The sequence below is a fragment of the Maribellus comscasis genome, assembly GCF_009762775.1.
GTDB lineage: Bacteria > Bacteroidota > Bacteroidia > Bacteroidales > Prolixibacteraceae > Draconibacterium > Draconibacterium comscasis.
Window position 1 is genome coordinate 6032919 of sequence record NZ_CP046401.1, and the last position, 14810, is coordinate 6047728.

Below are 14810 nucleotides of genomic sequence, written 5' to 3' on the forward strand. Positions count from 1 at the left end.
GTAGTGAAACAAGAATATAAATTGAACACAAATGAAAAATATAGTCATTATTCTTCTTGTATTAGCAGTTGTTTCATGCGGCAAGAAATATAATCCCGATATAACAGTTGAAGATTTAAAAACAAATATAGAATATCTTGCATCTGATTCTTTAAAAGGCAGGAAAACAGGGGATGAAGGAGATCGTCTTGCTGCAGAATTTATTCGCACAAAATTTGAAAATGCGGGGCTGGACTTGTTATTTGATAATGGTTTTCAAAAGTTTAGCCTTGTAACTTCAGCGGAAGTGGGTGCGGGAAATACTTTTTCTGTTAATGAAATTTCGTTTGAAGTTGAAAGTGATTATTTGCCCTTCGCTTTTTCTGCAAATACTGAAGTTGAGGCGCCTGTTATTTTTGCAGGATATGGGATAGATATTGATAAAGATACGTTGAGGTGGAATGACTTTGCTGGTATCAATGCCAAAGGTAAATGGGTAATGGTTTTACAGGGCGACCCCGATATGGATAATCCGCAAAGCCCTTTTGTTGAGTTTTCTTCTGAACGTGCAAAAGCATTGACAGCTTCAGATAAAAATGCCGCCGGTTTAATTTTGGTGGCAGGCCCCTCTTTTAGTGAGAATGATGAACTTTCGTCGTTGTTTTTTGATAAGAACAGCAGCAGATATTCCATCCCGGTTATTCAGGTTACACGTGCAGTCGCCGATAAAATTCTGGCGGGGAAAGGAGAAACTATCAAATCCCTTGAAACACAGATGTTGGATGAAAACAAATCGGTCCAACTGGAAACAGAAACAAAGGTAAAAGCAATTGTAAATATCCGGCTTAAAGAAACACAATCGCAAAATGTGGTAGCTATCCTTCCCGGAAGAGACGAAAATTTAAAAGGCGAATATATTGTGGTTGGTGCACATTTCGACCATTTGGGAATGGGCGGGCCGGGGTCCGGTTCGCGTGCCATAGATACAATTGCTGTTCACAACGGAGCCGATGATAACGCATCGGGGGTAGCTGCTGTAATTGAACTCGCTGAGAAGCTGGCTGCAACCGGAGAAAACAAACGAAGCATCATATTTGCAGCTTTCGGGGCTGAAGAGATGGGCTTGGTAGGGTCTAAGGCTTTTACCGCAGATCCGCCTGTTGAAACGGAAAAAATGAAGGCTATGTTTAATTTCGATATGGTAGGAAGACTTGATACCACCACAAATGCAATAAGTATCGGAGGAACCGGAACTTCAAAAGAAGCTGAAGATTTATTAAAAGAGTTGAACAATGGTTTTGAACTTGCTTTTTCTGAAGAAGGGGTTGGGCCTTCTGATCATGCTTCTTTTTATTTACAGAATATTCCGGTGTTTTTTATTTCAACTGGAGCGCATTCCGATTACCATACACCAAACGACGATCCTCAGTTTATTAATTATGAAGGAGAAAGAAAGCTGGTTGAATATTCGTATTCCCTCATAAAGGAAATTTCTTCCCGGGACGATGCTTTAAATTTTCAGGAAGCCGGGGCAAAATTTCAACGCAGTCGTGGAGGCAGGTTTAAAGTTACATTGGGAATCATGCCTGACTATGCAGGGCTTGAAAAACGAGGAATGCGAATTGATGCCGTCAGTAAAGGAAAACCTGCTGATAAGGGAGGGATGAAAAAAGGAGATATTATCACTGCCATAGAGGGGAAAAAAGTTGGAAATATTTACGATTATATGAACCGCCTGCAAGCACTTGAAGCAGGGCAACGAATTTCGGTTGATATCATCAGGGACGATAAAGAAACAGTATTAATAATTGAATTATAAATGAAGAAATTAGCAATAGGATTTTTTGTTCTTTTTTTAACATCATTTCAGCTAAAAGCACAACATTTTGAGGTAGAAAAATCAGTTTTAGTTTATAAACAGGTAGACGGTCACCAGTTAGAAATGGTAATTTACAGACCAACAAAACTGAGTGAGATAAAATTGCCTGCCATTGTTCTGTTTTTTGGAGGAGGATGGGTTAGTGGAGATCCCAGTCATTTTCAATTGCAGGCCCGGTATTACGCATCAAGAGGCATGGTTGCTATTTGCCCGGATTACCGCACAAAAAACCGGCATAAAACCTCACCTTTTGAAAGCGTGAAAGATGCACGTTCGGCAATGCGATATATAAAAATACATGCTGATGAGTTGGGGGTCGATACAAGTAAGATTGTTGCCGGAGGAGGCTCTGCCGGTGGACATTTGGCGGCCTGCACAGCAATTATCGATAAAGTCAATGAATCCACCGATGACTTATCAGTTTCGCCGGTTCCAAAGGCTTTGATTCTTTTTAACCCCGTGGTTGACACAGGAAAAAAAGGATATGGTCAGGAAAAAATGGATGGCCGGGAGTTTGCTCTTTCACCTGTTCATAATATTTCAACGGGCGTACCCCCTACTCTTATTATGCATGGTAAAAATGATACCACCGTTCCCTATGAAAATGTGGTTCGCTTTAAACAGGCTATGAAACAAGAAGGTAATAAGTGTATTTTAAAAGGATATCGCAGGCAAACACATGGCTTTTTTAACTATAGTCGGAGTCCAAGAAATTTTCAAAAAACACTCAGAAGATCTGAAAAATTTTTGGAGAAATTGGATTATTTAAAAGGAAGCAGTTGGTTAAAAGAATATTGTGATCAAATAAAATAATTGAATTTATATCCTTTATATGATTTCCGGTTTTGTTTAATATTGAATTTTGTTTAAATCCCCTGACTACTTCATATATTACTTTTGTTTAGGAACTTTTACCATTTTGTGATACTTCTGTGATGAACTGAACATACATTTGTAATGTTAAACTTGAAAAAACAAAATGGAAAAGGTTCTCATCATTGAAGACGACAAAGACATTTCCGAATTGATATCGATTCACATATCAGATATGAATTTTGAAGTTGACAAGGCTTTTGACGGAAAAACAGGACTGTTAAAGGCCTTAAATAATACTTATAAATTTATTTTGCTTGACATTCGTCTTCCGTTTGTCGACGGGTTTGAAATTTGTAAAAAAGTCAGGCAGGAAAAAATTAATACACCGATTTTAATGCTGACTTCCAAATCGGAGGAAATAGACAAGGTGTTGGGTCTTGAAATTGGTGCCGACGATTATATAACAAAACCGTTTAGTGTCCGCGAACTAATTGCCCGTGTAAAAGCAGTGCTTCGTCGTGTGGAAATTTCAAAACAACCACAAGAAGACAACGACAAACAGATAAAAAGCGGGGAACTCTTTATAAACGTGGGGATGCGAATTGTTGAAATTGATAAAAAAAGAATTGAACTTTCTCCAAAAGAATTTGACCTTTTGGTGTTGCTTGCTTCAAATCCCGGAAAAACGTTTACCCGAATGTCGCTCCTCAATCAGGTGTGGGGGTATGAATTTGAAGGATTTGAGCACACCGTAAATTCCCACATCAATCGGTTGCGAACAAAAATTGAAACCAATTTAAATCAGCCCGAATACATTTTGACCACCTGGGGAGTAGGATATAAATTCAGGGAAAATTAATTTTTGGAAAAATGAGTACAAATAAAAACAACAGAGAAACAGATAGACCGCGGGTTTTTAGCCGGCTTTTCTGGCAGGTATCGGCTATATTTCTATCGGTTCTGGGCGTTTTTGCAGCCATCGCATTGTATATTTCGGTGCAGGCGGCAAGCAATTATTCAGAAGAAGTGAATCAAAAACTGAACCGCGAGTTGGCAAGCAATATGCTGGATGTTATTACGCCGATGGTTAAGGATAGCATTAATGAGGAAGCACTGGCTGATATCATGCATTCAATGATGGTGATTAATCCTACTGTAGAAGTATATTTACTGGACAAAGAAGGTACAATTCTGAGCTATGTAGTTCCGGAGAAGGATGTAAAGCTCGAAAAAGTTTCACTTGTTCCCATTCGGAATTTTTTAAATGATCGTAAACAATCAGTGATTTATGGCAATGACCCGCGCAACCCGGGGGAATCTAAAATATTTTCGGCGGCCCGGATTACAGAGGATGATCAGCTACTTGGATATTTATATATCGTTCTGGCCAGTCAGGAATACATTTCGGCTTCGCATCTCGTTATCGGGAGTTATATTCTGGGGCTTTCTATTCGTTCGGTTGTAGTCATTTTAATCGTAACCGCTTTTATGGGGCTCGTTGCTTTTTGGTTTTTAACAAAAAAACTAAATGTTATTACCAGTGGAATCCAAAAATTTCGTTCCGGACAGTACAATACAAGAATTCCGGTAAAAGATAAAAATGAGTTGGATAAGATTGGTTTGGTTTTTAATGAAATGGCTGAAACAATAGAAAAAAATATTGAAGAATTAAAAGGAGTTGATACACTCCGTAAAGAATTGATAAGCAATGTGTCTCACGATTTGCGGACACCCGTGGCATCCATTCAGGGATACGCTGAAACCCTTCTGCTAAAAAAAGATGATATTTTAAAAGAAGACAGAGAACGCTACTTGAAAACGATTGTTAAAAGTAGTGAACGTTTAAAAAAGCTGGTCTCTGAATTATTTGAACTTTCTAAATTGGAATCAAATCAAATAAAACCGGAAATGGAAACATTTGTGATTGCTGAGTTGATTTATGACATTGCCAACAAATATCGTATAATTTCACAGAAAAAAGGAGTCAGTATCAATACGGTTTTATCAAAAGATTTGCCGCTCGTGGAAGCTGATATTTCGCTGCTTGAACGTGCTTTACAAAATCTTATTGACAATGCAATTAAATTTTGCGAGGAGGGAGACACAATAAACATTGAAGTAAATACTGAAGAAGTTGGGAAAGTAAGCGTGCAAATTTCAGATTCCGGACAGGGCATAAAACAGGAAGATATTCCGCATATTTTTGAACGTTACTATAAGGGACGGGAACATACCGAAAGCACCGGTTTGGGACTTGCTATTGTAAAAAAGATTATGGAGTTGCATCATTCCGATATAAAGGTGTTTAGCCAATTCGGAAAGGGAACCACATTTTCTTTTCACTTGCCGGTAGCTCAAATTGCATAACGTAATTTGTCGAGTTTATTTGATAAAGAGAAGACTTTGAGGTCTTCTCTTTTTTTTTTGTTGTTGTGTAATAGTTTGAAATTCAGTTGTTAAAACTTTATAAAAGCTTGAAGCTTTTGTGATACTTGTGTGATACTTTAGGCGGATCTTTGAATCGTAACCAAAATAGTATTACCATGAAAATGAAATTATTTATCACACTAATTGGATTTTTGGCTGTATTCGCAGCCTGTGAGAAAGACGATGACATGATGCCCGAGCCGGGGCCAACGCCGGTAGATCCAAACACGGCAGAAAAAGCAGTGATTGACAGATTTAGTGCAGAAGCAGGACATTTAATGGTTCGGGATGGATCCAACGGTCTTCCGGAATCAAATCAGGCGATTGATTTTGATCAGGGACCGTTTATTACCCAGGGAATAGGACCGGGAGGCGAAGTTGTTAAATATTACAATTTCGATATTCAACCTGTAAAAGCAGCTCCTATTTATGCTCTTTTCAGGGAAGGAGAAAGCTCTCCTGTCTCGGGACAATTAAACATTATCGATGTAATTCCGGGCGATGAGGGCTACAACGATTTCTGGCATGTTAATAAAGTAACTGTACCAACGGATTATGTCGCCAATACGATTACCAGTATTCAGGAGATAACGGACATGGACTATCCGGTGGAACGTACAAATATTGTTGTTAATTGTCCGGTGGTTCCTGAAGGATCAACAGCTTCCATGCGTTTTAATTCCAGCGAACCTAAAGGTTTAATAAATGGCTGGTATAAAGGAAAACTGGTTTTCTATTTCACTTTCGAAGAAAAGATGTTAACAGTTGATTTGCCATCAAGTGGCCAGCCTGATGTTCCGGTTTCAGATATTCTGGTCACATTCAACATTAATCCTGATATGGAAGGTGGTGGCCCGCCATCGGGTTTTGTAACTGAAGGGATGACCATGCAAACCCATAATGTTGTTCAAACTATTCCAACCGATGCAGGTTATTCTCCACTGTGGGACGTGGATGTTTATGACAACATGGATTTTAATATGGTTTACGACTGGATGAGTGCTTCGAACGCAAATGTATTGGCAATGGGGGTAGCACTCGTAAATTGCCCTGTTGTTTCTGTGGAAGAAGGGAATTTACCTGTGGACCCGGATATGGCTTCAAAAGCTTCTATCGACCGGTTTAGCGCAGAGGCCGGACATCTCATGGTTCGGGACGATATGAATGGTTTACCGGCAGCAAATGAACCAGTTAATTTTGACCAGGGGCCCTTTATTACAAAAGGTCTGGGGCCAAACGGAGAAAAAGTACAGTACTATAATTTTGACGTGATGCCGCTAAAATCAGCACCTATTTATGTTTTGTTTAAGGAAGGGGAATCGACACCGGTAGAAGGACAGTTGAATATTATTGATGTTATCCCGGGAGACGAAGGATATAGTGATTTCTGGCATGTTCATAAAGTTACAGTCCCTGATTATTACAGGGCAAATACTGTTACAAGCCTGGCTGAGTTGACGGCAATGGGATATCCAAATGAGCGAACAAACCTGATTGTAAACTGCCCGGTGGTTCCCGATGGTTCAACAGCGGAACTGCGCTACAAACCTGAAAATACAAATGGTTTAATTCGCGGGTGGTACAAAGATATGGTTGTTACTTATTTCGATTTTTCTGAAAAGACTTTAACGGTCGAGTTGCCTGATGAGGGACACCCCAATGCTCCTGTGTCCGACATTTTGGTTACTTTCAATATCAATCCGGACATGGAAGGCGGTGGCCCTCCTTCAGGTTTTGTAACCGAAATGGGAACCGATCAAACACATAATGTGGTTCAAACCATTCCGGAAGATGATATGTATTCACCATTATGGAATGTGAATGTATATGATAACGCCGATTTTGATATGGTAAGTAACTGGATGAGCGCCATGAGTGCAAATATTTTAGGAACCGGTGTTGCACTGGTAAACTGCCCGATAGTTACGGTTGAATAACAGACTGATTCATTAGAATAATACGCAATATTTTTTGAGGGAGCGACTGGTCTGCCGGTTATCTCCCTCTTTTTCTATTTATATGGCAGATATAATAAAAGAAAGAGATAGACGATTTGTTTGCTGAAGAAAAATATTACCTGAAATAAAATGTAAACTGGAAATAAAGAGTGTTCAGTTTAAAATTTAAATCCAGCCCCTCAGCTTATAATACGTGAGAGCTGCAAACTCGCGTGCAATCAGAATTTCATATTTCAAATGGTTCCAGAGCTGATAGCGCACCGAGATACTTTGTCCCACATCGGGTACAAACAATTTGTTTCCACCCAGTTCATCATCTTTAAACGAAAGATCGGCCTCGGTTGCATTTTCAAAAGCCGGAAGTGCATTCACTTTTTCAAAACCTGCTTTTCTGAAACAAAGCACAGCACGCCGCATATGTTCCGGCGATGATACCAGTAATACAGGGTTTTGCATTTTAATTATTCTTTGGCAATTCATCGCCTGCGCCCGGGTGTTGGTTCCTTTATCTTCAAATGAAATGCGTATGTTTTTAACTCCCCTCAGTTCCAATTCTTTTTGCATTAAAACAGGCGTACTTAAACTATCTGCCAGATCACCGGGCATAGCAATTACAATGCCGGCTTTCGGGAAACTTTTAGCAGCCTTTTCAACATACCAGCTGCGCATTAGGTTCGACTCACTGGGCATTCCGCCACCACCAAGTAAAACAATGGTTTTGGGTTCCTCCTTTAACTCTGACTTGCTTGTTCCCAGCCAATGGAATCCCCAAAATGGAAGAGTTGTAAACGCAAGTAGTAAACATAAAGAGAAGAAAATACCAATCAATACCAATAAATTTCGAAGTATCCTTAAAAAATAGATATTTTTGATTTTTGCCATAATTTTGCAGAAAGCATAAAAATACGTTTAATCTTTTAAATTTTAGCATTTGAAAACATCAGATAAAAACGAAATAATTCAACTTTTTGAACATCACTTTAATGAAAAGGTGGAAACTTTTGAAATGTTGCCGCCGTCGGGTTCCTATCGCGAATATTGCCGTTTGCAAAATAAAAACAGAACAGTAATCGGCGCTTTTAACTCCGATGTAAAGGAAAACACTGCCTTTCTTTCGTTTACAAATCATTTTTTGACAAAGGATTTGCCGGTTCCCGAAATTTATGCCGTAAGTTCCGATCTTAAGAAATATCTTCTCAGAGATTTGGGAGATACCACTCTATTTGATTTTTTAAGTAAAACCCGTGAATCCGAAGGATTTTCAAAAAATATTATTTCCGAATATAAAAAGGTTTTAAAGGTTCTCCCCAAACTGCAGGTGGTTGCCGGAAAAGAATTGGATTATTCAGTTTGTTACCCGCGGGCTGCCTTCGACAGTCAGAGTATGATGTGGGACTTGAATTATTTTAAGTACTATTTTTTGAAACTGGCACAAATTCCTTTTGACGAACAAGCTCTTGAAGACGATTTTCAGACTTTTAGTGAATATTTGCTCAGCGCAGATTCAAACTATTTTTTGTATCGTGATTTTCAGTCGCGTAACGTTATGTTGAAAGATAGTAAAGTATTTTTTATCGATTACCAGGGAGGAAGACGTGGCGCGCTGCAGTATGATTTAGCTTCTCTTTTGTACGACGGAAAAGCAGATATTCCGCAAAGTGTGCGTAAAGAGCTTTTTGACTTTTACCTTGAAGAATTGCAGAAATATCTCCCTGTGAATAAAAAGGAGTTTACGGCATATTTTCGGGGATTTGTTTTGATTCGTATCATGCAAGCGATGGGGGCTTATGGTTTTCGGGGTTTTTATGAAAAGAAAGAGCATTTTCTAAAAAGTATTCCTTATGCATTAAAAAACCTTGAATTTTTACTGGAAGACCTTGATTTACCTGTTGAAATTCCTGAGCTGACCAAAGTATTAAAGTTGCTTACAAAATCGGAGGTTTTAAAAGAAATTGGGCAGATAAAAAGTAATTTAACGATTCGCATCACAAGTTTTTCCTATAAAAAAGGGATTCCTGCCGATCCTTCAGGCAATGGTGGCGGTTTTGTTTTTGACTGCAGAGCTATCAATAATCCGGGGCGCCACCAGGAATACAAACAACTTACCGGCAAAGATTTGGAAGTACAAAAGTTTTTGGAAGAGAAATCGGAAGTCAATATTTTTCTTGATTCAGTAAAGGCTTTGGTTGATCAAACGGTGAAAGTGTATTTGGAAAGAGGTTTTTCACATTTGTCAATAAATTTTGGCTGTACCGGTGGCCAGCATCGTTCGGTTTACTCCGCTGAAAAACTAGCTGAATATATACAAAACAATTACCCCGTAAGCGTTGTTCTTATTCACCGTGAACAACAGTAACAGTTATAGATATGGGGAAAGTTGCCTGTAAAATAAAAGACTTTAAAGACAAGGAAAATCCAAAATACGAATGTAAAAAATGCGGGGCCAAAGTAAAAAAAGAAGAAAAAGTATGTAAACCCGGGAAGATTAAAATTAAATCATACAAAGAATAAGAGCTATTTTTTTGAATTTTGTGATTTGTACTTTGGTTTTTATCGTTTCTGTTTTTTATTTTCGCGGAAAAATTTCAATAATAAAATCTGAAACATGGGAAGAGCATTTGAATATCGCCGGGCAGCGAAAGAGAAACGCTGGGACAAAATGTCGAGAATTTTTCCTAAACTCTCGAAAAAAATTACCATTGCAGCCAAGGAAGGAGGGGCCGACCCGGATTTGAATGCTACTTTGCGTACAGCTATCTTAAATGCAAAGGCGCAAAACATGCCAAAATCAAACATCGATGCAGCGATAAAAAGAGCATCGGGAAAGGATGCGGCAAATTATTCAGAAGTAAACTACGAGGGAAAAGGTCCGCACGGAGTTTTGGTTTTTGTGGAATGTGCCACCGATAATACAACCCGTACGGTTGCCAATGTAAAAAGTTATTTTAACAAAGCTGGCGGAGGTTTGGTGCCAACCGGGTCGCTTGAATTTATGTTTTCAAGAAAAGCAGTTTTTGAGTTTGAAAAACCGGAAGGTATGGATGTGGAAGAACTGGAACTTGAATTGATTGACGCCGGATTGGAAGAGATTGAGGAAAACGAAGGGGAATACTATACCTACGCCGATTATACCAGTTTTGGAGATATGGCACATGCACTTGACAATTTAAATATAGAAGTGAAAAAAGCCAACCTGAAACGTTTTGCGAACGATCCGGTTGAATTCTCGGAAGAACAACTGGAAGAGATAGAAAAGATGCTTGATAAACTGGAAGAAGATGATGATGTTCAGGCTGTTTACACAAATATCGCATAGAAGATAAAAACATTCAATATTTTTAAAGGGCATTAAAAGCCCTTTTTTTGTTTCCCTGTCAAATACCTTTTTTTGCCCCTTAAATTGCTTTCGTTCATCTAAAAAATAAATGGTTTTCGTATTGATTGGTTATTTTTACCTTAAACCACATTTATTATGCTATCGGTTAAAAATTATATCAGTCATTTTGAAAACATCTGGAATGAAAGCCCGGTTGATTTCCCCGCTTTTGAAAAAACATATTCGTCAAATGAGCAGAAAATACGTGAACAGCATTTTTCTGATTTTCAGCAAAAGATAAACGGATTAAAATCAAAACGTAAAGTGGAAGAATTGCGGAGGAGTGATCCTTCCCAAACATTTTTTCCGGTTTTTAAATCGTTTCTTCAAACCGTTTTTGATTTTGACCAGGAACACCTGGAAATCATTCTTTCCGATAAATTTAAAAATGTAAGCAGAGATTTTTTTTACAAGGCCCGTGAATTTGGTCCGGAACTTTCGCCCGAGAATATTTATCAGGGAATGCGAAATGTTTGGATTATGAATGGAATTCAGCTGATGATGGATATCCCGGTGGATATTACTCCATCTGTTTTTGGTTACAGTATGATTTATCCGTACAGCGATAATTTGCTCGACGATCCAAATATTTCTGCCGAAGAGAAGCAATATTTCAGTGTCCGTTTTAACCGGCGATTGCATGGGGAAGTGGTGTTGGCGCAAAGTTTTACGGAGTTGCAGCTTTTTAAGCTGGTTGAAATGTTTGAAAAACAATTTCCAAGAACTGAATTTCCAAAAGTTTTTGAAAGTTTGTACGCTATTCAACAGGGACAAACCAACAGTTTACAACTTAACGGAACAACAGAAATTTCAGATAACGAGATTCAAAAAATATGTTTTGAAAAGGGAGGAGCCTCTGTTTTGGCCGATGGTTACCTGGTGGCCGGCAGATTGACCGAAAATGAAGAACGGGCTTTGTTTGGATATGGGGTTTATCTTCAGTTACTTGATGATATTCAGGATGTAAAAGAGGATGCTGAAGCGCAAACCAGAACCATTTTTTCTCGCCGGAATGATTACGATCTGGATAAATTTGTAAATAAAACCATTCACTTTGGACGAAAAGCATTGGATGAAATGTATTGTTTTAAAGGTTCCCAAATTGAGACATTTATTAAACTGATGAATCGCAGTATTGAAACCATGATAATTGAATCGGTAGGAATGAATGAACAACATTATTCCGCCGAATTTTTGGCCAAACTGGAAAAACAATCGCCTTTGCGTTTTGATTTTGTTCGAAAAAAGAGAAGTCAGTCAACGTCAAGCCGATTTTCTTTTTTTAAGAAGTATTTTGAGCAAAATGTCCCTGGCCGGGCAGTTCAGTTTTAAACTCTTAGCAGAAACGAATAAAAAAGAGTACACATCTTAATAAGGGATTTCTAATGGCTTGGAACTAATAGTTGTAAAGTAGAAAAAGTTGATTATCAAGTTTTTTGGAAGAGTTGAAAGTTGTGTGAGGTGTGGTTCTGATAAAATATTTGTTGAGACCGATTTCAAGAAAATACCTGTAAATGAATTTTCTTCAAATGAAATAGCGATCGATTCGTATCGTTGCAGGCTTTGCGGCTACAAAGCGGATAAAGAAAAATATAACAAGGCTACTTAAAAATGCAGGAAGGCAAAGAATAATAAGTGGATGAGATTTAAAGTTTCCTTTTAAAAAAATTGCGAGCGTTGGACGGATTATTTGTAGTTGGAGTCTAAAATCCCGAAAATATTTTAATCCTGAAAAATTAGATCTAAGTTTGTGGGAAAACCAAAAAACGCCGTATTAAAAAGCAATAAAATTGGAAATAAAATGTATTTGTTATGAATAAGATACTGCTGCTGTCGTTCTCTCTTTTCTTTCTTTTCACTTTGGGATGCTCAAAAACTAAAATAGAGAAGAAGCCAAATATTATATTAATTTTTATTGATGACATGGGGTGGGCTGATTTATCATGTTTTGGAAATACCGATGTACAAACACCAAATATAGATAAGCTGGCTTCGGAAGGAATTGCCTTTGAACAGTTTTACGTTAATTCACCTATATGCTCGCCTTCTCGTGTGGCCATTTCAACCGGTACTTATCCGCAGCGTTGGAATATCACTTCTTATCTGGCACGTCGTGAGTTAAATCAGGAGCGCGGCATTGCAAATTGGTTAGATCCTTCAGCGCCAATGTTGGCAAGAAGTCTTCATGAAGCTGGTTATACAACCGGACATTTTGGAAAATGGCACATGGGAGGACAGCGGGATGTTACCAATGCACCGCAAATTACCGAATATGGCTTTGATGAATCGCTGACCAATTTTGAAGGAATGGGAGCAAAATTGTTGCCACTTACAATAGACGAAACAGGGAAAGTAGGGCGAATTTGGGAAGGCGCTGAAATACTGGGAGAACCATTTACTTGGATGCAACGCTCTGAAATAACTACAGGCTTTATTGATGCGGCCATTCAGTTTATGGAAAAAGCCGACAGTACACAGAAACCATTTTATGTAAACATCTGGCCCGATGATGTGCACAGTCCTTACTGGCCGCCTTATGAGGAATACGGAGTTGCCAAAGAAGCGGGGAAACGAGGACTGTACCTGGCAGTTTTGGAAGCGATGGACAAACAGTTTGGAAAATTGTTTGAGTATGTCCAGTTGAACGAAAGACTGCGCGACAATACTTTGATTTTGTTTTGCTCCGATAATGGTCCGGAACTGGGAGCGGGCAGAGCAGGTGAGTTAAAAGGGTATAAAACACATTTGTATGAAGGCGGTATCCGTTCTTCGTTTTTTGTTTGGGGACCCGGATTTATCGATAACAATGCAGCAGGAACACGCAATAAAGAATCACTTCTTTCTGCTATCGACATTACACCATCGCTGCTTGAGTTGGCCGGAGCAAAAGCTCCTGAAAATATCGATTTCGACGGAGAGAATCTTCTAACAACCATTCTGGGTGAAGAAAAAAAATCGCATTCTTCGCCAATTTTTTATAGCCGGCCACCCGATAGGAAGAATTATTATGGTTTTGAAAATCTTCCGGATTTGGCTGTACGTGAAAACGATTGGAAGCTATTGTGCGATTACGATGGGAGCCGGCCGGAACTCTACAACATTGTAAACGACCCGGGCGAAACCAAAAACATGGCTGAGGAGCATCCGGAGCTTACACAGTCGATGACTCAAAAAGTAGTTTCCTGGTACAAATCGATGCCGGTACTGGAACAGGAATAAACCAACTTGTTTGAAATTTGATAGCCGAAGAACAGCTCGGTGTCGTATGATTTGCAAATTTCAAAAAGGATATTTTGGTCTTATTTTGTATCTTTGATTTTTACAAACTAGGTTGTAATCATGAAAGACATCGGAAACACTTCGCTTGATGAATTCTACGAGGAAGCTGCAAATTTTACAGGTAAGGATATCGATACACTTTTACCGCCGGGTATCGGCAAGGAGATTGGACATTTTAATGTTTTTGACATTTCTGAAACTATTAGAGAGTTTAAGCAGAAAAATACAATGCCATACAATCGCCGGGCCTATTATAAAATCAGCCTGATTAAGGGAAAAAACCGGGCTGAATATGCAGATAAGGTAATTGAAATAAAAAATAATGCCCTGTTGTTTGCTACTCCCAAAGTACCTTATCACTGGATTCCGCAAGATGAAAATCAATCGGGTGCATTTTGTGTTTTTACCGATGCGTTTCTGATTAAAAATAAAAGCGGTGTAGTTTTAGACGAACTGCCGATTTTTAAGTCGGGTGGTTACCCTGTTTTTGAAATTACTGATGAAGAGGTGGAAGAGCTCAGTTATATTTTCAAAAAGATTAAAAAGGAGATTGTTTCGGATTATGAGTACAAGTACGATTTGTTGCGTAATTATGTTTTAGAGCTTATTCATTATGGTCAAAAGCTGCAACCAGCCAGTGCTTTGCGAAATAGTCAGACTGCCTCTGCGCGTATTGTTTCACTGTTTGTTGAATTGCTGGAGCGTCAGTTTCCCATTGAATCGCCCAATCAGAAATTAATGCTGCGATCAGCAAAGGAATACGCAGAAAGGTTGGCGGTTCACTCTAACCATCTTAACAAAGTTTTAAAAGAAAATACAGGTAAAACAACTACTGAGTTTATCAGCGGGAGGGTTTTACAGGAGGCAAAAATTTTACTTAAACAAACCGACTGGAATATTTCCGAAATTGCATACAGTTTGGGCTTTGAGGAGGTAGCCCATTTTTCCAACTTTTTCAAAAAGCAAACTTCAGTTGCTCCGTTGTCGTTTCGATCATAAAACTGATATTTGAATTTTGCAAATAAAAGATTGAAGTTTGCAAAGCGCTGTTCCCCTTTTTGTCTGAACTTTGTATTTATCAAATCATAAAAATTAA

The 14810-nt window shown here is 38.6% G+C and carries 12 protein-coding genes; 11 read left to right on the forward strand and 1 reads right to left on the reverse strand.

The features are described 5' to 3' along the window. The first annotated feature begins 31 nt into the window (after nt 1-31). The 5 genes from GM418_RS24435 to GM418_RS31535 all read left to right on the forward strand — a co-directional run bounded on the left by GM418_RS24435 (nt 32) and on the right by GM418_RS31535 (nt 7038). The gene (locus GM418_RS24435; RefSeq protein ID WP_158869814.1) at nt 32-1798 is read left to right on the forward strand and encodes a M20/M25/M40 family metallo-hydrolase; all 1767 of its coding nucleotides are present in this window, start codon (nt 32-34) and stop codon (nt 1796-1798) included. Continuing rightward, nucleotides 1799-2671 (forward strand): alpha/beta hydrolase, encoded by an 873-nt coding sequence (locus tag GM418_RS24440; RefSeq protein WP_158869815.1) that lies wholly within the window; start codon nt 1799-1801, stop codon nt 2669-2671. 166 nt (nt 2672-2837) lie between these two features. Further along, entirely contained in the window at nt 2838-3533 is a 696-nt protein-coding gene (locus tag GM418_RS24445) for a response regulator transcription factor (RefSeq protein WP_158869816.1), read from the forward strand. A gap of 11 nt (nt 3534-3544) precedes the next feature. Continuing rightward, nucleotides 3545-5041: a sensor histidine kinase gene (locus GM418_RS24450; RefSeq protein WP_158869817.1), complete on the forward strand. Its 1497-nt coding sequence runs from the start codon at nt 3545-3547 to the stop codon at nt 5039-5041. A 176-nt stretch (nt 5042-5217) separates the two neighbouring features. Then, complete coding sequence (locus GM418_RS31535; RefSeq protein ID WP_217447589.1) at nt 5218-7038, forward strand: hypothetical protein; 1821 nt, start codon at nt 5218-5220, stop codon at nt 7036-7038. Nucleotides 7039-7224: 186 nt separating this feature from the next. Here GM418_RS31535 and GM418_RS24460 read toward each other — a convergent pair whose 3' ends face one another. Then, nucleotides 7225-7941: a YdcF family protein gene (locus tag GM418_RS24460; RefSeq protein WP_158869819.1), complete on the reverse strand. Its 717-nt coding sequence runs from the start codon at nt 7939-7941 to the stop codon at nt 7225-7227. Nucleotides 7942-7990: 49 nt separating this feature from the next. Between GM418_RS24460 and GM418_RS24465 the strand changes: the two genes are divergently transcribed. The 6 genes from GM418_RS24465 to GM418_RS24490 all read left to right on the forward strand — a co-directional run bounded on the left by GM418_RS24465 (nt 7991) and on the right by GM418_RS24490 (nt 14713). Continuing rightward, a complete protein-coding gene (locus GM418_RS24465) occupies nt 7991-9415 on the forward strand; it encodes a RapZ C-terminal domain-containing protein (RefSeq protein ID WP_246222771.1) in 1425 nt (474 codons plus the stop codon). Nucleotides 9416-9426: 11 nt separating this feature from the next. Further along, nucleotides 9427-9570: a hypothetical protein gene (locus GM418_RS24470; RefSeq protein WP_158869821.1), complete on the forward strand. Its 144-nt coding sequence runs from the start codon at nt 9427-9429 to the stop codon at nt 9568-9570. Between the two features lie 94 nt (nt 9571-9664). Next, the gene (locus GM418_RS24475; RefSeq protein WP_158869823.1) at nt 9665-10375 is read left to right on the forward strand and encodes a YebC/PmpR family DNA-binding transcriptional regulator; all 711 of its coding nucleotides are present in this window, start codon (nt 9665-9667) and stop codon (nt 10373-10375) included. A gap of 156 nt (nt 10376-10531) precedes the next feature. Continuing rightward, the gene (locus tag GM418_RS24480) at nt 10532-11767 is read left to right on the forward strand and encodes a class 1 isoprenoid biosynthesis enzyme (RefSeq protein ID WP_158869825.1); all 1236 of its coding nucleotides are present in this window, start codon (nt 10532-10534) and stop codon (nt 11765-11767) included. A 480-nt stretch (nt 11768-12247) separates the two neighbouring features. Continuing rightward, the gene (locus GM418_RS24485) at nt 12248-13654 is read left to right on the forward strand and encodes a sulfatase-like hydrolase/transferase (RefSeq protein ID WP_158869827.1); all 1407 of its coding nucleotides are present in this window, start codon (nt 12248-12250) and stop codon (nt 13652-13654) included. A 120-nt stretch (nt 13655-13774) separates the two neighbouring features. Continuing rightward, nucleotides 13775-14713, forward strand: coding sequence for a helix-turn-helix domain-containing protein (locus tag GM418_RS24490; protein WP_158869829.1), 939 nt, complete (start codon nt 13775-13777; stop codon nt 14711-14713). Nucleotides 14714-14810 lie beyond the last annotated feature (97 nt).